We start from the raw sequence: 23,752 nt of genomic DNA on the forward strand, positions 1-23,752 counted from the left end.
TTTCGACTGAGAACGGCATTAGCGTACTGAAACTAAAAAGCACGTAACTGTTGACGTATCAGCTTGCTTAAAAGTTTTAAAAAGCCGTGTTAACAAATTAGTTGACGACTTATTAATTCTGTCGAGGATAAATAATCACGTTAATGAAAACATAGCCCAACATTTTTAGATTACTGCTGAGAGACTTAATCTAATTAACTTGCTATAAAGGTTGAACTACAACTCATTAGTTCATAGTGAAGGAATTTTAATGAAAGTTTTGCTTATTGATAATAAAAGTAAATCATTAACTCACCTTAATGATTTGCTCAAACAGCAACTTTGCCAAACCGCGAGCGTCACAGACCCACTTACTGGTTTAAAGCTATTACAAAAGCATAACTTTGATGTTGTGATTGTTGCTGACAATCTTGAAAAAACATCTGTGATCAACTTATTAAAAGCCATCACGATAAAATTTCCTAAACTAATTCGCATCGCACACATTCATGAAGATATTGCTCAAATAAATCATTATGCGCATTATGTCTTTATACCTCCTGTCGAGCCCATTAGCGTGATAAATACCGTATTATCTTTTCAAGGAAATCATAAAAAAATAACCAAAGAGATAATTGTTAAATCAGTCGCTAAAGTTAAAGCATTACCTAGCCCGCCAAGGGTATATATGCAGTTAAATGCTATTTTAAAAAATGCCAATACCGATTCTGATAAAATTGCCGATATTATTACTCAAGATCCCGCATTAGCAGCTAAGGTGATTCAGTCGGCCAATAATATTTTTGGTCAAACAGATAAGCCTTTATCTTCAATTGCAGAAGCCATTACCAAGCTTGGCGTAGATACCTTAAGCTGTATTGTGATGACCGCTGAAATGTTTTCATACCAGCCAGATATTCCAAACTTTTCCTTATTAGACGAACAAACGCATTGTTTAGCTACTGCCCGCTTTGCGGCTTCATTAGTCTCTGTAGAGTTAAAACAAGATACTTTATTAGCCGGTTTATTACATGATATTGGTAAGTTAGTGTTGTTTGAAATCGATAAAGCACTCACGTTAAAATATTTTGCAAATAACGCCAGAACGTCGGATGCAATTGAACTCGAAGAAAAGATATTTTCGACAGATCATACGCAAATTGGTGCTTATTTGCTGCATACTTGGAGCTTCCCTTATTATTTAATCGATGCCGTTTTAAAACATCATCAACCTAAAGAGCTTCTGAATAAGGAAATAGGAATAAGCCAAGCGGTATATCTTGCTAATTGTTTACTAGAAGAAAAAGATGTCGATGATGCATTTTTACAGCACTTTAACTTAGTTGAAAAAATTGATCGGTTAAAACAAAAAGCGCTTAGATTTAAATAACATAACCAGTTAACTCATAACTTATGTGGCAATATAAAAAGTACCGTTTAGTTGTTTGCACGTGACTGGCTAACGTGGAGAAAGTAATGAAACATTTTACTGATAGTCATTGTCACATTGACTTCTCTGAATTTGATGAAAATCGTCAACAATTGTTATCTCTGTGTTATGCCGCCAATATCAAAAAAATAATTGTCCCTGCCGTTTCACCATCAACATGGCAATCCCTACTAAATATTGCTAAAAACAATCAAACACCGTGTCAACTGTTGCCCTGTTTGGGCATTCACCCTTGGTATTTAAATGGATTAACTCACGATCATTTATCACAATTGGATGACGCCATAGCCAGCAATAGACAGCAACTGATAGCCATAGGTGAAACAGGTTTAGATGGTGTTATAGCGAAAGAGCAAGATAACTTGACGCTGCAGCAAAGCTTTTTTGAATTTCATATACAAATGGCCAATAAATATTCATTACCATTAATTGTTCATCATCGCCGTACGCATCAAGAAATATTACAGCAGCTAAAATCTACCCCTGTAGAAAAAAATGGGATTATCCACGCATTTTCAGGCAGTTATCAGCAAGGTAAAGCGTATATTGATTTAGGTTTTAAATTAGGAATAGGAGGGACTATCACTTACCCGAGAGCAGAAAAAACAATAAAAGCCGTGAAACGATTTCCTGTTGATGCGTTGGTATTAGAAACCGATGCTCCAGCCATGCCATTATTTGGTATGCAAGGACAAGCTAACAGTCCTTTAAATTTGAGCATTATTTTTGACAAATTAGCCGAAATTCGTCAAGCGCCAAAACAGCAATTATCCGAAGCGATTGAAAGTAATATCAATCGCTTATTTGACGACTCACGAATGTAAGCGAAAACCCTGGCGACTAAAACGATTTAACCCTCGAGTTAAAAAGAACCCCACCACTACAGCTAAAATCATCATTAAACGCACCAGATCAAAGTGCTCCGCAGATTGTAATTCAATGTCTTTAGTTAACGAGTGATTCGCAACGGTAAATCGAATATAACCCTGTAAATCATCTAGATAAACTTCTTCAACAAAAGTTGAGTATTTATCGCTACGATCGGCTTTATGAATAGAAATACCATACAAGTCATTTATCGTAGAATATTCTTGTGAAGCAATAAGCAACATTCCCGTTTGGTCGTAATAACTGAGTTCTTTTATCCATGGTGCATTGGCAATTTCATCAAAATACTGTTGGATATTTTCACGATTATTGTTTGGTTGATTTTTTAAAAGTATTTCTGTTGCTTTAGTGATTTGCGACAAATACTGCTGACTGATCTGGTTAAAATGTTTGGTGGTTGATTGTTGATTATTACCATAACTAAATACCCAAAGATTCATTAAAACAATGATCAAAAAAATAGCTATAGCTAATTGCATAATTTTATTATAAATCGGCGATATTTTAGGGTATAAAGGCTGTTCGGTATGTGTCATCAATTGTGTCATAGAGCCGTGTTAAACTTTCAACTTACTTTACACTATAGAAGGTTCTGTTGAAGTTTTAAATATCGGCTGTTAATAAAGTTAATTTTCGGCTCAAAAATTCTACTATCTAACTATTTAAAAGGCTTAATTGTGTCAATTGCTGTTAACGAAATTTCATTAAACCATCTAAAAACGCTTACCTTGGCTGATTATATTTCACTAACACAACCGTCTGAAATTTTTCCTATCACTTGCCAGATCACGGAAACAACTTTTAGGCTTGCTAAACAATGTCGTGTTAACAGTCACGATCAAATTTCTACCAGCATTACTTCGAAGCCGACTAAATCTGAAATTGAGTTGGTGTTATTTAGTGAAACAAGCTTTCAACAATTGTTAACCATTACTCAACAATGTCACGTTGAAATAACCGCGATCACCGCGATAAATCACCGTAATGCTTTGGTCAGTTATCGTTTTTCCGTTCATTGTGAAAATATTGACGAAGCAAAAGCACAATTAGCCAGTATCGCATTAACCGAAAAAATAGAGGCTGCGTTAATTAAAAACGCACCTAAACTTCACCAAGCCGGTGTATTAGTGATGGATATGGATTCCACCACAATAGAAATTGAATGTATTGATGAAATAGCCTTATTAGCGGGAGTTGGTGAAGAAGTTGCCGCGGTAACAGAACAAGCCATGCAAGGTGAATTAGACTTTGCGCAAAGTCTTCACCAAAGGGTGTCAAAACTTGCCGGTTCACCAGAAAGTATCTTAGCTGAAGTGGCTAAAAATATCCCTTTAATGAATGGCTTAGAAAAACTAATTGCTGAACTAAAACAATACCATTGGCGTATTGCGATAGCCTCTGGTGGTTTTACTTATTTTGCGGATCATTTAAAAGACATGCTGAATTTAGATGCTGCTCACGCGAATGTGTTAGAAATTGTTGATAACACCTTAACGGGCAAGGTACTGGGTAATGTTGTGGATGCTCAAGCAAAAGCAGACTGTTTATTATCATTACAACAACAATATCAACTACCCTTTCAACAAACGGTTGCTATGGGCGATGGTGCAAATGATTTAGTGATGATGAATGCGGCTCATTTTGGGGTCGCTTTCCATGCAAAACCTATCGTTTTAAAACAAGCTGACAGCGCAATTAACTTTAGCGGTTTAGATTGTTTGCTTCATTGGTTAGCATAAGACACGAGCGAACAGTTAAATTTCATTTTTAACTGTTCGCAATTTAATTGCTGATCAATCATCAATTAAATGAAAACGCATCATAGCTTCTTGAGTAATATCAAAAACTTGTACAACTCCCGCAACACTCCAAATTTCTTGTTCTAATTGCTTACCTCTATGTATCGCATAAGAGCTAATGTAACTAAGTTCTGGATTTAAATACTGCATATCTGGATCATCAGTGCGAGAAACGACAACTTTAATACAGAAGAATTCGCCACGTTTTAGGGCATTTTTAATAAATATTTTTTTCAGCTTATCGGTTTGCAACTCTTCATCAAGTTTCGTGGTGACCGCTTTATCAACCATCTCATTTTCAGGGTTAATTGCGATATATAAAATATCAGAAACCGGTCTGTCTCCTGCTTGTAACTTCTTTAATGTAGTATTCATCAAGCTAGTCGCTTGCATATTACTCAATAAAGGGTACAAGTTATAATGATGATTTCTATCACTTAATTGCTTACAGTAAGAAAGAATTCGCGAGTTTTTATTATTCGTAGTTACAGCTTCAATTTTATATCTGCTACCACTTGTTTGGATCATTAAAGCGACCGTTTGCAAACTAGCGCTATAAATATTACGTAACGCTTTTGCCAAGCCAGGACTTAACATGGCATATTCATCAGGCGTTAGCTTTTCACGATTCTTTTGAATTAACGCTTTAAAAAATGCACGGCCAATATGCTGATGTTTTTCAACAAAGACCCGCAAATTGATAATAGTTTTAGAAGTGTTTACCCGCATCACTTCATAAGGAAGACTTTGTAAGTCAAACGATGAAGTAATTTTTTGTAATTGTGGGAAAGTAATATTTACAACATCTCCTCTTTTAAGCAATGAGCTTTTATCTAATGCAATTTTCAACCCTGACGTTGAGAAGTCTTGAGAAATGCCTTGTGAAATGACCCCATCAGCGTCTACAACTATAGCCGTTTTATAGACAAAACGAGGCTCTTGTCGTTGATTATTATAATTGATACCAACATCATCGACATTGACACTTTCAACTAAACGTTTATGACCAAAATTTTTAAGTTTATTGGTATTAATATTATCAAAGGGTAACGCTTGGTAAAAAGCGTGAATTTCTTTATTGGTAATATTTGTTGCGGTAATAATTGCCGTTAACCTCGACAGTGACTCTTTTACATCGTCTGAAGCTGGAATATTCAAATATTCATCTTTTTTCGCAATGGTATTCGACAACGTTAGTGGTGAGTCGGCGTATTCACTATTTAGCGCAAGATAATTTAGTTGGGTTATGGCAAAGCTTTCTTTTGACGCAGCAAACCCTAAATATTGCCTCATAAAATCGGCATCTTCATCTAATTGCACATTGTCCGCAGTATAAAAGTACATTTTGCCCTGGCTGACATGAATAAAGCTATACACCAAGACAGACTTACCTAACATAGCTGCTTTTTTAATTCTTAAAAAACGATCTGGAGTCACTAAATAACTCAAGGTCGATTGTCTTTTTTCATCTTGCCAGTATTGAAAAATATTTTGATTATTATGACAAGTTAATGCAAAACGAGGCGCCAGTTTCCCTTGTACATCTTCAATAAAAATGGGTAACTCATTAGACTTTGGTAAAGCAAATTGTTCGAAACTTCGAGACTGTAAAGCTTTGATAGTATTATCTAAATTAATTTTATAACGACGCTTATTACCTTGAATATAGCCTTTTAAAAACTGCTTAAAACCATCTTTTTCTTCAGGTGATGTATATACTCGACTTACACCAACTAATTGGAGGCCTTCAATAATCTGAATATTACGTACTTCATAGGTAAACTTTTCTTTTTTATCAAACTGAAACTCACCTTCAAGACCAGAAAATCGAATGGTAATTAATTGGCGTATTTTTATGTTCTCGACAGAGTTGAAACGAAACTTACAGCCATTAACACTAATATCAGAGCACGTCCCTTCGACCATTTTATCATCTGAAAAATGAACCTGAAGGGCTATGGCGAAATTCATACGCTCTTCAGAACGATTAAAATAAGGACCAAAGCTAAAAAGTTGTGCTGGATATTGTGATTTTTCAAATACCTTGGCTGGTTTTACAGTTACATTCGGCGTTTTAATTTGATTTTTTTCATTTTGATAAATAACTCGGAAGTTATTTTCGGTATTCATTACCGCTTCATAGACACCGAAGGTATAGCCTTGATAATCGGCAAATGACTCTTCAAAAACTCGAATAGCAATATCATCAAGGTAATGTGTTCTTCCTTCATGCTCAAAAGCACGGCATTCACCGTCGACATGTCCTCTTAAATCAATCAAGCGAGTACAAGGGTTAGCCAAACGTTTTAACTCCATTTTCAACAAAAAACGTTCAGTTTTCGGAATGTTCTTTGTGACATGAGAAAACTCAGCTTCAAAATCCTTTGATAATACTTTTCCTCGAAAGTCATCGATAATAGTTTGATATTTTGAAAAATTATTAGTCATTCAAGCTTCTATTTCATTACAATAGTGGAAATTAAAAATGTTATATTTAAGTAAAATCATTATAAATTGATTATCTTAAATGTCATCTCATTATATTTTAGTATAACAATAAGCAATAACCATACCCTTAAAAGGTAAAAAATGGCAAAAAACAAAACAGCATTTGTCTGCACAGACTGCGGAGCCGAACATTCACGTTGGCTAGGACAATGTAATGAATGCAAAGCTTGGAATACTATTTCTGAATTTAGACAAGCAAAACTACCAACAAGATCGAGTAATTTATCTGGTTTTTCTGGCATGGTCGGTACAGAAGTTCAAACTCTTGACACTATTGATCTTGCTGAATTGCCTAGATTTTCATCTGGCTTTTCTGAATTTGATCGGGTGCTTGGCGGAGGCATTGTACCCGGCAGCGCTATTTTAATTGGTGGCGAACCTGGTGCAGGTAAAAGTACACTATTACTTCAAACCATGTGTGTCTTATCAGAGCAAATGTCAGCATTGTACATTACCGGTGAGGAATCTCTTCAACAAGTTGCCATGCGGGCAAAACGTTTAGGGCTCAAAGCAGACTCATTAAAATTGTTATCTGAAACCAGTGTAGAAAATATTTGTCATATTGCAGAGAAAGAAAAACCGAAAATTATCGTGATTGACTCAATTCAAGTGATGCACATGGCTGATATTCAATCAGCACCAGGCAGTGTGTCGCAAGTACGAGAAGCCGCCGCTTTTTTAACTCGCTTTGCCAAACAACACCACGTTGCAATGATTTTAGTCGGTCATGTGACAAAGGATGGCAGCTTAGCCGGGCCGAAAGTATTAGAGCATTGTATTGATTGCTCTATCATGCTTGAAGGTAGTACAGATTCCCGATATAGAACACTACGTGGCAATAAAAACCGTTTTGGTGCCGTTAACGAGTTAGGTGTTTTTGCGATGACAGGCACAGGTTTAAAAGAAGTAAAAAACCCTTCGGCAATATTTTTATCACGCAGTGAAGAAAATACCCCTGGTAGTATTGTTATGGTCTTATGGGAAGGCACTCGGCCTTTACTGGTTGAAATTCAAGCATTAGTCGATCATTCAGCATTAGGTAACCCAAGACGTGTTGCGGTTGGCGCCGATCAAAATAGACTATCAATGCTATTAGCTATTTTGCATCGCCATGGTGGTTTACAAATGAACGACCAAGATGTTTTTGTTAATGTGGTTGGTGGCGTTAAAGTTGCAGAAACGAGTGTCGACTTAGCCTTGATTTTAGCGTTAGTGTCAAGCTTTAGAGATCGTGCATTACCTCAAGATTTAGTGGTATTTGGTGAAGTAGGGTTATCAGGCGAAATCCGTCCGGTTCCAAGTGGGCAAGAACGGATTAATGAAGCCGCTAAACATGGTTTTAAACGCGCAATCGTTCCATTTAATAATATGCCAAAAGAAAAAATATCCGGTATGGAAGTAATTGGAGTGAAAAAACTTAGCGAAGCATTAGATGTTATTTAATTAACAGCTAATGCTTCAAAAACGTTCATTGGGTTTATTCAGGTTCATAATCCAAATTAGCGGATAACCAACGTTCGGCTTGCGGTAATGTCATTTCTTTACGCGTTGCATAATCAATCACTTGGTCTTTTTTCAACTTGGCAACCGCAAAATACTTGCTGTCTGGATGAGCAAAATACCAGCCGCTTACGGCAGCACCTGGCCACATTGCAAAACTTGAAGTTAACTTCATGCCGATATTTTTTTCAACATCGAGTAATTCCCACAACAAGCCTTTTTCAGTATGCTCTGGACAAGCTGGATAACCGGGAGCTGGGCGAATACCTTGATATTTTTCACGAATTAAATCGTCATTTGCAAAAGACTCTTCTGGCGCATACCCCCAATATTCTTTACGTATTTTTTCATGAAGATATTCAGCACTCGCCTCTGCTAACCTATCGGCCACAGCTTTAATTAAGATACTGTTGTAATCATCAAACTGAGCGTCAAAAGCTTTCACTAATTCATCACAACCAAAACCAGCTGAAACGGCAAAAGCTCCCATATAATCTTTTATGCCAGATGCTTCATCAGCAACATAATCAGCCAAACAACGATTAAACTGCCCTGATGGCTTTTTACTTTGTTGGCGAAGTTGATGCAGTTTCATCAATGGTTCTTCACGTTCATCATTAGAAAATACGACTAAATCGTCTTGTTTACGATGAGCAGGGAATAAACCAAAGACGGCTTTAGCTGTTAGTTTTTTATTGTTTATTACATCGTCAATCAACGCATTAGCGTCATTAAATAATTTCGTTGCTTCTTCACCAATCACGTCATGTTTTAAAATAAGTGGATATTTACCCGATAACTGCCAAGTCATGAAAAATGGCGTCCAATCGATATAATTTCTCACCACATTTAAATCAAGTTCATCTAAAACAGTAATCCCTAATTTGTTGGGTACTTTAGGCGTGTATTGCTCAAAACTTAATGGAAAAGCATTGGCACGGGCTTCCTCTAATGAAATTAAACTCGAACGAGGACCTTTTTTGTAATGACGTTCACGGACACGATCATATTCATCTTTTTGACGATCGATAAAAGCTTGGCGTTTATCTCCATCTTCAGAGATTAGTGTGCTGACCACGGATACCGAGCGCGAAGCATTGGGCACATAAACCACAGGATGTTCATATTTCGGTTCAATTTTTACCGCCGTGTGGGCTTTAGACGTTGTCGCTCCCCCTATCAGTAAAGGTAAGTTTAAATCTAAGCGTTTCATTTCTTTGGCAACATGCACCATTTCATCAAGTGATGGGGTTATCAAACCAGATAAACCAATAATATCGACATTCTCTTCTTTGGCGACGCGTAAAATATCTTCACAGGACACCATGACCCCTAAGTCGATAATATCGTAGTTATTACATTGTAAGACTACGCCAACAATGTTTTTACCAATATCGTGAACATCACCTTTAACTGTAGCAAGTAACACTTTACCGTTAGATTTTACTTCAGTTTTTTCCGCTTCAATAAACGGGTTTAAGTGGGCAACGGCTTGCTTCATAACCCGAGCAGATTTCACCACTTGCGGTAAAAACATTTCCCCTGCACCAAATAAATCACCAACAACATTCATGCCATCCATTAATGGCCCCTCAATGACATCTAATGGTCTAACGGCTTCAAGACGTGCGGCTTCTGTATCTTCAATTATAAATTCATTGATACCTTTTACTAATGAATACTCTAAGCGCTTATTAACCGGTAACTCTCGCCATGCTAGATCGGCTTTATTACTTTGATTGCCCGCTTGTCCGCGATAGGTTTCAGCCACATCAAGTAAGCGCTCTGTGGCACCGTCGTCACTGTTTTGAATAACGTCTTCAACCGCAATGCGCAAGTCATCTGGAATATCAGAATAAATGGCCAACTGACCAGCGTTAACAATCCCCATGTCCATACCATTTTTAATGGCATGATATAAAAACACTGCATGTATCGCCTCTCGAACGGGGTTATTTCCACGAAAAGAAAATGATACGTTTGATACGCCACCAGAAATCATCGCATATGGCAGGTTCTTTTTAATATCAGCGACCGCGTCAATAAAGTCTACCGCGTAATTATTGTGTTCATCAATACCGGTAGCGACCGCAAAAATATTGGGATCAAAGATAATATCTTCTGCAGGAAAACCGATTTCATCCACAAGAATATGGTATGCACGCTTACAAATTTCATATTTTCTTTCGCGAGTATCTGCTTGCCCTACTTCATCAAATGCCATGACGATAACGGCAGCACCATAACGGCGCAATAGCTCTGCTTGGCTGCGAAAGTTTTCTTCACCTTCTTTTAAACTGATCGAATTAACGATGCCCTTGCCTTGTATACACTTAAGGCCTTCTTCTAAAATATCCCATTTAGAAGAATCAAGCATCACAGGCACTTTGGCAATATCGGGCTCACCCGCAATTAAATTTAGAAATCGGATCATGGCCGCTTTTGAATCGAGCATGCCTTCATCCATATTGATATCGATTATTTGCGCGCCATTTTCAACTTGCTGTAAAGCAACCGCTATTGCTTGATCATAATTTTCTTCAGTGATAAGTCGTTTAAAAATTGCCGAACCGGTAACGTTAGTTCTTTCACCCACATTCACAAACAAAGTATTTTCATCAATAGTCAGTGCTTCTAAACCTGATAATCGACAAGCAATTTTTCGAGGTTCCACTTTACGAGGTGCAATATTTGCAACCGAATCAGCCATACCTTTGATATGCTCTGGGGTTGTACCGCAACAGCCACCGATAATATTCAAAAATCCTGAATCGGCCCACTCGGCAACATGAGTATTCATGTCATCAACACTAAAGTCATATTCGCCAAAGGCATTTGGTAGCCCGGCATTGGGGTGAGCCGAAACCGCACAATCAGAAATTCGACTTAATTCAGCAACATATTGCCTTAATTCAACAGGGCCAAGTGCACAATTTAAACCAAAAGAAATAGGTTTAGCATGGCGAAGTGAATTATAAAAAGCTTCGGTTGTTTGTCCTGATAATGTACGGCCTGAGGCATCTGTAATAGTGCCTGAAATCATTACGGGTAAACGAATATTTAACGATTCGAAAACCGTTTCAACAGCAAAAATAGCAGCTTTGGCATTTAACGTATCAAAAATCGTTTCAATTAATATTAAATCACTTCCCCCTTCAATTAACGCTTTTGTCGACTCAATATAAGCCTCCTTTAGTTGATCAAAGGTGACATTACGAAACGCCGGATCATTCACATCTGGTGAAATTGAACAGGTTCTGTTTGTTGGCCCTAATACACCGGCGACAAAACGCGGTTTATCTGGATTTTTTGCCGTATATTCATCTGCAACTTGCCGAGCTATTTTGGCAGCCTCTAAATTAATCTCGGCGCTGTACGCTTCCATGTCGTAATCAGCCATGGCAATAGTCGTTGCATTGAAAGTATTCGTTTCAAGTATATCAGCACCCGCTTCGAGGTATTCAGCATGAATGGCTTTAATCACATCAGGTTGAGTCAGCACTAACATGTCATTATTGCCTTTCACATCTAAATGCCAATCAGAGAACTTCTCGCCACGGTAATCTTGCTCTTCAAATTTATACGCTTGAATCATAGTTCCCATAGCACCATCAAGAATTAAAATACGTTGGGCTAATTGTTGTTCAAAATTTTCAAACGATGCTGATTTCTTCATACTACTCTCAATTTGTTCTAATAAGAAAAACGACGTTAATACTGTAATTATATGTGTTTAAACTTGGTTTTCCGGCTGTCTTGCTCGAATATTCGACGCATCTAGCAAATAAGGTGTTATTTGATAGACATAATAGTTGAGCCAATTGGTAAATAATAAACTGCCATGACTACGCCACGAGCTATGCGGTATTTTGTTGACATCATTATTTGGATAATAATTTTCAGGCATAACAGCGTTTTCGTCAGCATTTAAATCACGATGGTATTCTTCATCTAATGTCGTTGCATCGTATTCTGGATGGCCTGTTAAATAGACTTGCTGCTTGTTTTTGCTTGCCACCACATAAACCCCCGCTTCTTCTGACTCTGCGATAATTTTTAGTTCCGAGACACTTAAATAATCAGCTTTATCAATATAACCATAGCGAGAATGCGGTACATTAAAAAACTCTTCAAAGCCTCGCGTTAACTGCTCTTTTGGATCAACAGGGCTGTGTTGATAAACACCTGATAGTTTTTTCTTTCGTAAATGGCGATTCAAGCCATAATGATGATATAAAGCCGCATGCGCCGCCCAACAAGAAAACATAGTTGATGTGACATTATTTTCTGCCCAATCAAAAACTTCACATATTTTATCCCAAAAGGTTACTTTTTCGTATTCTAGCAACGCTAAAGGCGCGCCTGTAATAATTAACCCGTCATATTGCGTGTCTTTAATATCATCAAATAAACAATAAAAGTTATCTAAATGCTCTTTCGGGGTATGCTTTGACTCATTGGCATGTATACGGACAAAATCAATATTTATCTGTAATGGAGTATTCGACAACATCCGTAAAATTTGCACTTCTGTTTCAATTTTATTCGGCATTAAATTTAAAATCGCTACTTTCATCGGGCGAATATCTTGATTAGCCGCACGATGCTCCGACATGACGAAGATATTTTCTTTATCTAATACCGATAAAGCCGGTAATTCATTAGGGATTTTAATGGGCATAAAAAGTACCTACAACACTGACATTCAACATAACATTTAGCGAATAAACTCGTGTGCATATTTCATACACACAGTATAGACACTACTGTGCCTTTTAACTTTAGCTATGTCAACTTCTAAACGTATAGACGTCTAAATGATTTTGTTAATTCTTATAACTTTTTCATAATTTTTTTACAGTCAGTATCGACAAGCGTTATAAGATCCGAGCCTTAAATTGGTTGTAGAATAATAAAATAGCAAATTATACTTGCGCGTAATAAACTACTACGCAAAATAATAAGATTACAGGACGTAATGATGAACGAAGAGGTTAAAGCGCTTAAGTCAGAGTTAGCTTTATTAAAACTTCAATTTAGTGAGAGAGTAAATACTGTCGAGGCTCGACTAAATAAATTACTTGAGCAAAAAGATCAACAACAGGATCAGTCTAATGATTATTTCAGTGAGACTATTGATAATCCCCCTCCTAACATAATCAATGAAACTCGATTAACAGACACTTTATTACCTAAAACAGCGGATGAATATCTAGCAATCAATAAAACGATAGAAGATTCTGTACCTGCCAAACCATCCTTTATCACCGTATTATTCCAAGCTGTTCTGTCTTTGTTATTCGATTGGTTCTCTCCTATCACTAAAATATATCAATCATATAAAGAACGAGGCATGCTTGGTATTTTTATTCTCACAATAACCGGTATTGGCTTAACCTTAGCTGGTTTTGGTTATTTAATGCAATTACTCATTGATCATCTTGGTGCAGGTTCTAAATCGTTATTAATGTGCTTTGCTGCAATACTTGTTATGGGAGTAGGCGTTGGCTTAAAGCTCAAAACAAGGTTTGGAGAGTTTGCCACAGCCATTGTTACTTTAGGCATATTATTATCATATAGCACGGTATACTTTTCAGGCAGTGTCTACGGCATAATCCCCAATATAATCGTCTTGTTATTATATTTATTTATCGCACTTGTTTGTCATGGTTTAGCTCAATGGTTGGACATTAAAATAGTTGCTGGTTTGGGAGTTATTGGTATTTCTACCATGCCAATATTGTCGAATACGATACAATTTGAATCTTTGTATTATTTATTGTCATTGGCATTTGTTATTACTAGTAGTTTGATATTAGCTTATAAAAGAAGTGAACTATGGCTTGCTAACTTAAGCTTAGCCTTTTTCATCGTTGCTTTAGAGTGGTTAATTGGCGTTGAATTTGTATATGTTTCTGCTTGGATAATAAATTTATTTTACTTGCTATTCTTTACTTACATAGTCATTACTTTATTCAAAAACAGCCCATTAGAAAATAATACATCAAATCATAAGCCGTTGATATTGTTAGCTGCTTTAGTAAGCTCAACTGTATTGCTTTTCTTTCAGTCAAGCGAAATATTTTCGACACAGGTGACTATCAGTTTTTCCTTAAATACTATCGCTGCTTCCGTTATTAGTATTCTCTTCTATAAAATTAGACATAAGCTAACTCATTTTTTTATTTTATTAACCACACTCTGGAGTGTTTTAGCTGTTGCTAGTGCAATTAGTGATGCTTATTGGGGAATCGCATGGGCAGTTGAAGGAATATTATTGCTTTATATCGGTCGAAAATTTGAAATGACTACGGTGGTCAACCAAAGCCAGGTTTTAATAGCATTGGCACTTGTATATTGTTGGTCAGCATTAGCCAAATATTTTCCTTTACCCGCGTTAAAGTCAATAGATGGTTGGCTATTGTCAATTGTAATTGTTGCGGTTATAGGTGTTTGGCATCGAGTACTCAATAATTCAAACGTTTTTGATGAATTTACACAGAAAAAAATCAAACCTTTCCTACAGTTACTCGAAGTTGTTTGGTTATCTATATTGCTAATCGCTAGTTTAAATATTTGGTTAGGAAATTGGACAGGTGCAACTATTCTATTACTTCAGTTAGTTTGGTTGTTTAGAGCTAAACAATGCAAGCAACTATCCATTGAAGTTTTTGCCGCCACGTTAATATTAGTGCCATTATTCTACGCCTATAGTGGAGGGTTAATGGTTAATAGTTATCGTTTCACGGCCTTACCGCTATTTGCCAAGTTTTCTATAATTTCTGCCTTTATCCAATTATGGTTATGGTCGGAGTTTTATCGAAAATTTTACCCCGATAGTGCACTTAAAGACGTTACAGAATCCGCTAGGATCTTATTTTATCTGTTACTTCCTGTTTGTTGGGTTAACTCATCTCTACATAGATTAAATGAAAATGTTTTAATGATTCTTTGGTTCTCCCCACTTTTAGCGCTATTTCTCGCTAAAAAAATCAAACACCAATTAATAGTCAAAGAAACAAAGTTACTTACGGCTTTATCTAGTGTCATTTTTATCTTACTTGCTGGACAATTAACACTTATGTACAGCATTGTAGCGTTAACTGGATTTATTGTTCTGTATAGTTCTGCCCTCTATTTTGATAAAAAGGTATCAAGGTGTGAACTTTGTGAATTCATCATTAGTTGGGGTGTCATATCTTTAGGGTTTTCCATTCCAAGTATTATTGGCTTTCAAAGTAATAGTTTATTAATTGGCTTAATAGTAACTTCTTTTTTCTGGATATCTTATCTAGCCATGATTAACGTTTCAGAACATTTACGTAGAAATACTTTAATAATCATGGTTGTTAACGGAATATTAGTGATTTCGGCTTGGTCGTTAACCTTTAACAATGCCATTTACGCTTGTATTCCTGTTATGTTTTTAATTGCTGCTACAGACCAAAAAAAGGCTTTATTAAGCAAGACACGATTAGGTTTAAATAGTGACTTATTTCTCCATTCTATTGCTGCAATTACCTACGTTACTCTTTTTAGTGCGCTTGTAAATTATCGCTTGGACTTATTAATTGCTCCAACATTAGCCGTTCATGGCGCACTTATTTTGTTTATGAAGGACAGACGCACGCTTACCATCAAGTATAGCTTTGGTTTGATTTTGTTAGGTATAACTAAACTAGCACTATTCGATGCTGCTAATGCACTACTTTGGCATAAAGTGATCCTATTTATGGGAATAGGTGTCTTTATTTTGGTTGCATCATTTTGGTATCAAAAATTGACAAGTAAAACCGAACCATAGTTTGTTTAAGCAAATAAAAATAGTAGAGAAATATGAAAACCATCACAGTTGTGATGGTTTTTCTAGATTGATTTTGAGTTTTTAAAGCAATTGTTTCTACTTATTACTCAGTAACCGCTTCTTCTTTTTCAACGTTATCAGTTGCTTTTGTTAATAATAACTCTCTTAAGCGACCGTCGAGTTCTTTGGCAACTTCTGGCTTTTCAGTTAAATACTTGGTCGCATTTGCTTTACCTTGACCAATACGGTCGCCATTGTAGCTATACCAAGAACCAGCCTTTTCAACCATTTTATGTTGTACGCCTAAATCAATTAACTCACCTAAGCTGTTAATACCTTCACCGTATAATATTTGGAATTCAACTTGTTTAAATGGTGGAGCAATTTTATTTTTCACAACTTTAACGCGTGTTTCGTTACCAACAATTTCATCACCTGCTTTAACCGCACCGATTCGACGAATATCTAAACGTACTGAAGCGTAGAATTTTAATGCATTACCACCCGTGGTTGTTTCTGGAGATCCAAACATTACACCAATTTTCATACGAATTTGGTTAATGAAAATCATCATAGTATTCGATTGCTTCAAGTTACCCGTAAGCTTACGCATAGCTTGAGAAAGCATGCGAGCTTGTAGGCCCATGTGTGAATCCCCCATATCGCCTTCAATCTCAGCTTTAGGAGTAAGGGCAGCAACAGAGTCGACCACAATAACGTCAACCGCACCAGAACGAGTTAACATGTCACAAATTTCTAACGCCTGTTCACCCGTATCTGGCTGAGACACTAATAATTCATTAATGTTTACGCCAAGTTTTTCAGCATAAATAGGGTCAAGCGCATGTTCAGCATCAACAAACGCACAAACTTTACCATTACGTTGAGCTTCGGCGATAACTTCTAACGTCAGGGTGGTTTTACCACTTGATTCAGGGCCATAAATTTCAACAACTCGACCCATTGGTAAACCACCAGCACCTAGCGCAATATCTAATCCAAGTGAACCAGTAGAAATGGTTTCTACATCCATACTGCGGTTTTCACCCAGCTTCATAATTGAGCCTTTACCAAACTGACGTTCTATTTGGCTGAGTGCTGCAGATAGTGCTTTTTCTTTGTTATCGTCCATTTCGTGCTCCACAATTTATATCTAAAAACTAACTTATGTGACGAAGTATACTGTATAGTCGTACAGTATCAAGCTTTTTTACAATTATTTTTATTTCTTTACTAAAAATAAAAAACGGAGACTTTTAATTCGTTGTTTTTATTGTATAATTCAGACGTTAATAACTTTTAAAGTTTTCAAGCTAAAAAGTTACTATTTCATTTTTAGTTGAATTTTTTTGTTTGTACAGTAGTTTTATCATGCTGTTAACCAGTAAAAAGATAAATGTTTTGTCATCACAAAACAACAGACTCAAAACTCATCAGTTTTAACGAATTTAAAAAAGTATTTGTCAGCAATTCATTAAAACTTATTATCCGCTAATCAATTTTTTTGATTGATATAAACAATTTATTGCGCTTGCCTGTTTTCAATTTCCCCATACAATCACCGCACTTGTTAGTACTGGCTAATTAAAAATAAAATGAAAAATTCCACTGAAAAAAACATCAATATTTTCGTCTTAATATTTATATTATTAACGTTTTTAATTTCTTCTTTCGTATTAGCGAATGACAACTTACCGGAAGAAAAAGTAAAAAATGTTTTTACAAATATTGAAACCGCGCTGATCCCATTAAAAAATGCCGACCAACTATCACGTAGTAATATTCGCGAAGTATTGAAGCAATATTTATTGCCCGAAGTAAGTACGCAATATTTTAGTCATAAAGTCTTAGGGCTTCATTTAGCTAAATTATCTCCAGAGCAAAAAGAAGCATTCCGAACTGAATTAACCAATCAATTAATCGATACTTACAGCCATTTATTGAGTAAGTATAATAACGAAGCAATTAATATTGGTAAAAGTTCAATTTCGAAAAGCGGTAAAGTGGCTATGGTGAATATGACAATTATTGGTAAAAATAAAACCAATAAAGCCTTAGTAAAACTGATTAAATTGCACGATGAAACTTGGTTATTTTATGATATTGTGGTCGAAGGTATTAGCATGCTGGAATCTAAACAAAAAGAAATTAATTCAAGTTTCAACAAATTAGGGCCAGAGCAAACGTTATTACAACTACAAAATAATTCATCACTCAGCAATAAAAGGGTTTAAAAATTTTACATGGACTTATGGTTTAACATTAGTAATTTAACGGCATTAACACCCAATTTTTTTAACAATAAGTTCGTGATCACTTTACTGTGTGTTAGTGCTTTTTATTTATTGAAATTTCTATTAGTAAAGGTGATCAAAAAGAAGTCTAAACACGATAAAAGATTACAAATTAATATCGTTAATAATATTTATACCGTTTTAATGATCGTCTTGATCTTTAATATTTGGTCGGAAGAAATTCAAAAGTTTGCCTTTTCCATTGCCGCTTTTATTGTTGCCATTGTTTTAGCAACTCGTGAGTTTATTCAATGCTTCATTGGCTTTGTTTATATTTTATCGAGTCGACCATTTAGGATTAGTGACTGGATTCAAGTAGGTAATTATTTTGGTGAAGTACACTCAACAGACTGGGCAAAACTGACTTTATTAGAAGTAGATAAAGACAGTTATCAATATACGGGTAAAACACTTTATTTACCGAATAGTCAGCTGATTACTTCTGTGATTAAAAACCTCAATTTTTTAAAGCGCTATGCGATGCACCATTTCACTATTGTAAGAGATGATAGTGTCAATCCATTTGAGTTTATTGATCAATTATATGAAAAAGCAAACGTGTATTGTGCAGACTTTAAAGATGTTGCGATGCGATATAATCAGCTTATTGAAAATCGCTTAGATATCAACATTGCAGGTCCAGAGCCACATATTCAAGTCGCTACTTCTGATATTGGTGATACGCAAGTATTCTTTACCGTTTTTTGCCCCACAGAAACGGCATTAGAAATAGAGCAAAAACTCACAGCTGATTTTATGCGTTTATGGTTTGAACAGAAAAGTAAAATAGCCAAGGAAAAATAAAAACTATTCTTGCTCAATGGAAGTAATAACCACTTACTTCCATTTTCATGCTTTACGGTTGATATTCTTTAAAGTTTTTCGTTTAACTTTTTAGATTATCGTCTTCCTTGATAAGCGTTAAAGAGCCATCTAGATGAACATCTCGTTGAGGGAACGCAACAACCACTTGATGTTGTTCAAACAATTCATCTAAAGTAAAACGAATATTACTGCGAGTAACTCGCAAGCCACCTTCAACTTTAGAATTTATCCAAAAATTGACTTCAAAAATTAAGGCGTTATCACCAAAATCTTCGAAGCTAACGACTGGTTTAGGATCTGTTAATACTTCGTTTTGAGCTAAGGTTGCCTCTAAAATCAAATCAGCCACTAACTTTGCTTTGCTACCATAAGCAACGCCAACACGAACACTCGTTCGTACTAAGCTGTCTTTAAGTGTCCAGTTGACAACTGTATTTTCGAGTAACTTGCTGTTAGGAATTAATAAATGTACGCCATCAACTCGTCTGATCCGTGTTGATCGAGTATTGATCTCTTCTACTACCCCTTTGGCATTTTCAACTTCTAAGAAATCACCAATACGAATTGGTTGCTCCCACATTAAGATCCAACCGCTGATAAAGTTATTAATAATATTTTGCGCACCAAAACCAAAACCAATAGCAATAGCACCAGATAAAAAAGCAAAGGCAGCAATAGGAACATTAATAAGATCAAGTGTGGTAATAAATAAAATGGTTATCGCTGTTACGTATAAAACACGTTGCAATAGGTGAATAAGGTTAGGATCTGTTTTTTTAGTTGTTAAACGATGTGTAACAAATCTTGTCGTCCATTTAGTGAGTACTAACCCAACGTAAATAATGAGGGGAATTAATAATAATTCCCCTAAAGAAATAGGTTGCTCAGAAATAGTAAAAATAGGTGTCGCTAATATCGCTTTAATGTTAGCAAAATTCATATGTTCCCCTTCTTTACGTTTTCATCGCTAAGAAAACCTGTGATGGATCAACCAGAAATTTATTTCCAATCGCTTCTCGGCCAAACAACATTAAATAACTCATATCAGAACGGTCAGTTAACGTTATCTCAATAGACCATTTTTCGCTGCCAAGCACAACAGGCGTACGTATAACATAACGTTGCTCAGTGTTACCATTCGATGATTTTACTTTTCTAATATCACTAATCGGCGCTGTACAATGAACAATGGTATCAACGTTATAGGCGTCAGGGTGAATATCAAAACTAACACACCGTTTACCATTTTTAGTCACTTTAGTTATATTATCAACATGTAATGAAGAAGTTTTTGCACCGGTATCTACCCTAACTTGTAAATCATCTATCGCAAGTTCAGGTAAAGCAATCGATTCTAAACAACCAATAATTATTTTATTTTCCGCACTCATACTCATTCCTAAATATCGTTATGCTCTGGTAATAACTGTTCTTGTACATTTTCAATATGCTCGGCAATTTCTTCGTCATCTTCACTAAAGTAAGCAACATGAAACATTGCTTCACCTTCTTGTACTAACGGAATATTTTGCTTGCCAATTAAAATACCTGAACGCGTTGCTATTACACAATCAAGCACTTCACCATAAGGACTGCCTATTTCGGCTAACACTTGCCCTTGGGTGATTTGATCTCCCAATTCAACTACGTTATGCACTATACCACTTGCATTGGCCCTAACCCATTGGCTTCCATTGGCAATAAAAGGAACGATTTTCTTACGTTTTGTGGCACTGCTTTTTCGTTTCATGCCTAAATGTTGTAATACATTTAAAATGCCTTTCATGCCGGCTCGAATAGAAAACTCATCAAACCTTAACGCTTCTCCTGCTTCGTACAATAATATTTTCGTTTCATTTTTAATGGCCGATTCACGTAATGAGCCATCAACTAAATTAGAATTTAATACCACAGGTACCGCAAACACTTCAGCTAATTCTTTAGTTTCAGCATCAAGCATATTCGCACGTATTTGTGGTAAGTTTGAACGATGTATCGCTCCCGTATGTAAATCAATACCATAATCACAATGTTTGACAATTTCATTTAGAAATATATGTGCAACTCGCCCCGCCAATGAACCTTTTGCTGAGCCTGGAAAGCAACGATTTAAGTCGCGTCTATCAGGCATATAGCGGCTTTGATTTACTACGCCATAAACATTCACCATAGGTACCGCAATCACAGTCCCTTTAATAATTTTAAATTTATTTTGGTTAATTAAACGCCTGATGATCTCAATACCATTGAGCTCGTCACCATGTACCGCAGCACTCACAAAAATAGTAGGGCCTGGTTTCTTTGCCCGAATAATATGCACAGGTAAAGAAACATCAGCATCGGTATATAATTTGGCAACCGGTAATTTAATTTTCTTTTGTTCACCGGGTAAAATTTCAAATTCACCTATACGTAAAACATCCATCACACTTTTTCCTAAAGTTAACCATTACCGCGTGTTTGCGTTTTATTGGGTTTAGCGTTTTTTTCTAAAAACTGAAAAACCATACTTGCAACGTCTTTACCTGTTGCTTTTTCAATTCCTTCTAAACCAGGAGATGAATTAACTTCCATCACCATAGGGCCACTTTGCGAACGTAACAAATCAACACCACACATATTTAAACCCATCGCTTTAGCAGCGTTTACCGCAGTTTCACGTTCTTCTTTTGATAATTTCACTATTTCAGCAGAGCCACCACGATGTAGGTTAGAACGAAACTCTCCTTCTGCACCTTGACGTTTCATGGCCGCGACAACTTTACCACCGATCACTAAACAACGAATATCTGCGCCGCCTGCTTCTTTAACAAACTCTTGCACTAAAATGTTTGCTTTCAAGCCCATAAATGCTTCGATAATTGATTCAGCGGCTTTAGCGGTATCAGCCAAAACCACACCAATGCCTTGAGTGCCTTCTAGCAATTTAATCACCACAGGAGCACCACCAACATTTTTAATCAAGTCTTTAATATTATCAGGCTTGCTAGCAAAACCGGTACGGGGCAAACCAATGCCTTTTCTTGATAATAGCTGCAACGAACGTAATTTATCGCGCGATCGACTAATAGCAACAGACTCATTGATATTAAAGGTACCCATCATTTCAAACTGTCTTGCAACCGCAGTACCATAAAATGTCACTGAAGCACCAATACGTGGGATAATGGCATCGTACATTGGTAACTCTTTCCCATGATAGCGTACGCGAGAACGAGCACTAGTGATATCCATATAACAATGCAAGGTATCGATAATATCAACCTCATGCCCGAGTGCTTCGCCGGCTTCTTTTAAGCGACGAGTTGAGTATAAATTTTCATTTCTTGATAAAATAGCCACTTTCATAATAATTCCTTACGTTCCACTTGAACCTTTTAATAATTTAAAAGGTGTAAATATTTAGGGTGAGTGTATAGTGAAGAATTCAAACATTAAAACGCTATATTTTTATGAGTTCAATCAAAAAAATTGATTAGAAGCGTTTTCGGATAATTTATGAAAATAGAGTTATTAAAAACCTTTTTAGAAGTCAGTAGAACACTTCACTTTAGAATTGCCTCAGAAAATCTATACATTACACAGTCGGCCGTGAGCGCTCGAATAAAACTACTTGAGGAAGATTTAGGCGTCTTATTATTCGACCGTAGTCAAAAGCATTTAAAGTTAACCTCGGAAGGAAACAGGCTGATCAAGCACGCCAATGAAATGATTTTCATGTGGCAAAAAACGAAACAAGATGTTGGTTTAGCGGACAGTGGTGCGCACCAGCTGGTGATTGGCTCGATGATGTCGATTTGGGATATTGTCTTACAAGATTGGCTAAAAAAAATTCATCGTAATTTCGACGAAATTAACTTATTAACAAATACCTATTCGCCCAATGAATTAAGAAAAGGCATTTTAAGTCGAGTGATTGATATTGCATTTTTATTTGAACAGCCTTTTGTTGAAGATTTAATCACCGAAAAAGTCGCTTCAGTGCCTTTACATTTAGTGACAACAGAGCCGAATGAAAAGAAAGAGCCATTCTCCTTAGATAACTACATTATGGTAGATTACGGTGAAGCAGTAAATGCTCAACACTTACGAGAATTTCAAGACGCACCACCGGCAAAACATCATATGAGCCAACCCAGAATTGCCCTCAATTTTTTGTTAGATGCCGGTGGCAGTGCTTATCTGCCAAGACAGATGACCTTTGAATATATCGCACGTAATAAATTGTTTTTAGTAGAAGATGCTCCCGTTTATTCAAGGGAGATTTTTGCCGCGTATTTAGCTAAAAGTCAAAAGAAAGAAATCATTGAAGATGTGTTACAGCTATTTCCGTCTGTTTCTATTTAGGCAAGATTTCATTTTAATACATGCTTGTGTTGATGGTTAACAATCTGGCATTAGCTATACTAATAAGACCGCTCGAAACAAGTAATAGGCTAGCAAGTACGGTTTGAATAAATTTAAATTTCATTTTATAGGCCTTTTTAATCAATGCCCCCAAAAGCAAAGATGAGTGATTGGTATGATTAGATTTATTGTTTAAACTTTTTATTGCACTATATATACCAATCAATAAAAACAATAAATTACAATGCTTTACATTATGCCCTTCTGATTAATCATTTAAACTGTAAAAATTAACTGACACTTAGCTCTTAAGTTAGTGAACAAAACCATTAAATTATTGCTTGATTTGAAAACACCT

17 protein-coding genes are annotated in these 23,752 nt (G+C 36.1%); 8 read left to right on the top strand and 9 right to left on the bottom strand.

Going from position 1 to position 23,752, the window contains the following annotated elements:
- Positions 1–250: 250 nt before the first annotated feature.
- Together ABXH06_RS14330 and ABXH06_RS14335 are read left to right on the top strand one after the other, a co-directional pair.
- A complete protein-coding gene (locus tag ABXH06_RS14330) occupies positions 251–1,369 on the top strand; it encodes an HDOD domain-containing protein (protein WP_311583178.1) in 1,119 nt (372 codons plus the stop codon).
- Between the two features lie 86 nt (positions 1,370–1,455).
- Positions 1,456–2,253 (top strand): TatD family hydrolase, encoded by a 798-nt coding sequence (locus ABXH06_RS14335; protein WP_311583176.1) that lies wholly within the window; start codon positions 1,456–1,458, stop codon positions 2,251–2,253.
- Here ABXH06_RS14335 and ABXH06_RS14340 read toward each other — a convergent pair.
- Positions 2,242–2,865, bottom strand: a complete 624-nt coding sequence (locus tag ABXH06_RS14340) for an AhpA/YtjB family protein (RefSeq protein WP_311583173.1) — start codon at positions 2,863–2,865, stop codon at positions 2,242–2,244. The genes ABXH06_RS14335 and ABXH06_RS14340 overlap by 12 nt on opposite strands.
- A 129-nt stretch (positions 2,866–2,994) precedes the next feature.
- On the opposite strand from ABXH06_RS14340, the gene serB reads away from it, so the two are divergent.
- Positions 2,995–4,056: a phosphoserine phosphatase SerB gene (serB, locus tag ABXH06_RS14345; protein WP_311583170.1), complete on the top strand. Its 1,062-nt coding sequence runs from the start codon at positions 2,995–2,997 to the stop codon at positions 4,054–4,056.
- 54 nt (positions 4,057–4,110) lie between these two features.
- Here the strand turns inward: serB and ABXH06_RS14350 are convergent, their stop codons facing one another.
- Positions 4,111–6,564, bottom strand: coding sequence for a PilZ domain-containing protein (locus ABXH06_RS14350; RefSeq protein WP_353518657.1), 2,454 nt, complete (start codon positions 6,562–6,564; stop codon positions 4,111–4,113).
- A 141-nt stretch (positions 6,565–6,705) separates the two neighbouring features.
- On the opposite strand from ABXH06_RS14350, the gene radA reads away from it, so the two are divergent.
- A complete protein-coding gene (gene radA / locus ABXH06_RS14355; protein WP_353518658.1) occupies positions 6,706–8,067 on the top strand; it encodes a DNA repair protein RadA in 1,362 nt (453 codons plus the stop codon).
- Positions 8,068–8,101: 34 nt separating this feature from the next.
- Here the strand turns inward: radA and metH are convergent, their stop codons facing one another.
- Both metH and ABXH06_RS14365 read right to left on the bottom strand, forming a co-directional pair.
- Positions 8,102–11,800: a methionine synthase gene (gene metH / locus ABXH06_RS14360; RefSeq protein WP_353518659.1), complete on the bottom strand. Its 3,699-nt coding sequence runs from the start codon at positions 11,798–11,800 to the stop codon at positions 8,102–8,104.
- Between the two features lie 57 nt (positions 11,801–11,857).
- The gene (locus ABXH06_RS14365; protein WP_311583158.1) at positions 11,858–12,805 is read right to left on the bottom strand and encodes a homoserine O-succinyltransferase; all 948 of its coding nucleotides are present in this window, start codon (positions 12,803–12,805) and stop codon (positions 11,858–11,860) included.
- A 297-nt stretch (positions 12,806–13,102) separates the two neighbouring features.
- On the opposite strand from ABXH06_RS14365, the gene ABXH06_RS14370 reads away from it, so the two are divergent.
- On the top strand, positions 13,103–15,928 hold the full coding sequence (locus ABXH06_RS14370) for a DUF2339 domain-containing protein (RefSeq protein ID WP_353518660.1): 2,826 nt from the start codon (positions 13,103–13,105) through the stop codon (positions 15,926–15,928).
- Positions 15,929–16,031: 103 nt separating this feature from the next.
- Here the strand turns inward: ABXH06_RS14370 and recA are convergent, their stop codons facing one another.
- Complete coding sequence (gene recA / locus ABXH06_RS14375; protein WP_311583155.1) at positions 16,032–17,060, bottom strand: recombinase RecA; 1,029 nt, start codon at positions 17,058–17,060, stop codon at positions 16,032–16,034.
- Between the two features lie 463 nt (positions 17,061–17,523).
- Between recA and ABXH06_RS14380 the strand changes: the two genes are divergently transcribed.
- Both ABXH06_RS14380 and ABXH06_RS14385 read left to right on the top strand, forming a co-directional pair.
- Positions 17,524–18,162: an MlaC/ttg2D family ABC transporter substrate-binding protein gene (locus ABXH06_RS14380; RefSeq protein WP_311583152.1), complete on the top strand. Its 639-nt coding sequence runs from the start codon at positions 17,524–17,526 to the stop codon at positions 18,160–18,162.
- A gap of 9 nt (positions 18,163–18,171) precedes the next feature.
- Positions 18,172–19,026: a mechanosensitive ion channel family protein gene (locus tag ABXH06_RS14385; RefSeq protein ID WP_353518661.1), complete on the top strand. Its 855-nt coding sequence runs from the start codon at positions 18,172–18,174 to the stop codon at positions 19,024–19,026.
- An 82-nt stretch (positions 19,027–19,108) separates the two neighbouring features.
- Here the strand turns inward: ABXH06_RS14385 and ABXH06_RS14390 are convergent, their stop codons facing one another.
- The 4 genes from ABXH06_RS14390 to rimK are packed head-to-tail and all read right to left on the bottom strand — an operon-like array spanning position 19,109 to position 22,395.
- The gene (locus tag ABXH06_RS14390) at positions 19,109–19,987 is read right to left on the bottom strand and encodes a mechanosensitive ion channel family protein (protein WP_353518662.1); all 879 of its coding nucleotides are present in this window, start codon (positions 19,985–19,987) and stop codon (positions 19,109–19,111) included.
- A gap of 13 nt (positions 19,988–20,000) precedes the next feature.
- Complete coding sequence (locus ABXH06_RS14395) at positions 20,001–20,438, bottom strand: ATP-dependent zinc protease family protein (RefSeq protein WP_311583142.1); 438 nt, start codon at positions 20,436–20,438, stop codon at positions 20,001–20,003.
- Between the two features lie 8 nt (positions 20,439–20,446).
- Entirely contained in the window at positions 20,447–21,472 is a 1,026-nt protein-coding gene (locus tag ABXH06_RS14400; protein ID WP_311583139.1) for a succinylglutamate desuccinylase/aspartoacylase family protein, read from the bottom strand.
- A 17-nt stretch (positions 21,473–21,489) separates the two neighbouring features.
- The gene (gene rimK, locus ABXH06_RS14405; protein WP_311583133.1) at positions 21,490–22,395 is read right to left on the bottom strand and encodes a 30S ribosomal protein S6--L-glutamate ligase; all 906 of its coding nucleotides are present in this window, start codon (positions 22,393–22,395) and stop codon (positions 21,490–21,492) included.
- A 150-nt stretch (positions 22,396–22,545) separates the two neighbouring features.
- Here rimK and ABXH06_RS14410 point away from each other — a divergent pair, with 150 nt between their 5' ends.
- Entirely contained in the window at positions 22,546–23,394 is an 849-nt protein-coding gene (locus ABXH06_RS14410; RefSeq protein WP_311583127.1) for a LysR family transcriptional regulator, read from the top strand.
- Positions 23,395–23,752: the final 358 nt, after the last annotated feature.

The sequence above is a fragment of the Thalassotalea sp. SU-HH00458 genome (assembly GCF_040362795.1).
Lineage (GTDB): Bacteria > Pseudomonadota > Gammaproteobacteria > Enterobacterales > Alteromonadaceae > Thalassotalea_H > Thalassotalea_H castellviae.

Coding starts and splice junctions, on each gene's coding strand:
- ABXH06_RS14330 (WP_311583178.1), top strand. CDS start 251: ATGAAAGTTTTGCTTATTGATAATAAAAGTAAATCATTAACTCACCTT.
- ABXH06_RS14335 (WP_311583176.1), top strand. CDS start 1,456: ATGAAACATTTTACTGATAGTCATTGTCACATTGACTTCTCTGAATTT.
- ABXH06_RS14340 (WP_311583173.1), bottom strand. CDS start 2,865: ATGACACAATTGATGACACATACCGAACAGCCTTTATACCCTAAAATA.
- ABXH06_RS14350 (WP_353518657.1), bottom strand. CDS start 6,564: ATGACTAATAATTTTTCAAAATATCAAACTATTATCGATGACTTTCGA.
- radA (WP_353518658.1), top strand. CDS start 6,706: ATGGCAAAAAACAAAACAGCATTTGTCTGCACAGACTGCGGAGCCGAA.
- metH (WP_353518659.1), bottom strand. CDS start 11,800: ATGAAGAAATCAGCATCGTTTGAAAATTTTGAACAACAATTAGCCCAA.
- ABXH06_RS14365 (WP_311583158.1), bottom strand. CDS start 12,805: ATGCCCATTAAAATCCCTAATGAATTACCGGCTTTATCGGTATTAGAT.
- ABXH06_RS14370 (WP_353518660.1), top strand. CDS start 13,103: ATGATGAACGAAGAGGTTAAAGCGCTTAAGTCAGAGTTAGCTTTATTA.
- recA (WP_311583155.1), bottom strand. CDS start 17,060: ATGGACGATAACAAAGAAAAAGCACTATCTGCAGCACTCAGCCAAATA.
- ABXH06_RS14380 (WP_311583152.1), top strand. CDS start 17,524: ATGAAAAATTCCACTGAAAAAAACATCAATATTTTCGTCTTAATATTT.
- ABXH06_RS14385 (WP_353518661.1), top strand. CDS start 18,172: ATGGACTTATGGTTTAACATTAGTAATTTAACGGCATTAACACCCAAT.
- ABXH06_RS14390 (WP_353518662.1), bottom strand. CDS start 19,987: ATGAATTTTGCTAACATTAAAGCGATATTAGCGACACCTATTTTTACT.
- ABXH06_RS14395 (WP_311583142.1), bottom strand. CDS start 20,438: ATGAGTGCGGAAAATAAAATAATTATTGGTTGTTTAGAATCGATTGCT.
- ABXH06_RS14400 (WP_311583139.1), bottom strand. CDS start 21,472: ATGGATGTTTTACGTATAGGTGAATTTGAAATTTTACCCGGTGAACAA.
- rimK (WP_311583133.1), bottom strand. CDS start 22,395: ATGAAAGTGGCTATTTTATCAAGAAATGAAAATTTATACTCAACTCGT.
- ABXH06_RS14410 (WP_311583127.1), top strand. CDS start 22,546: ATGAAAATAGAGTTATTAAAAACCTTTTTAGAAGTCAGTAGAACACTT.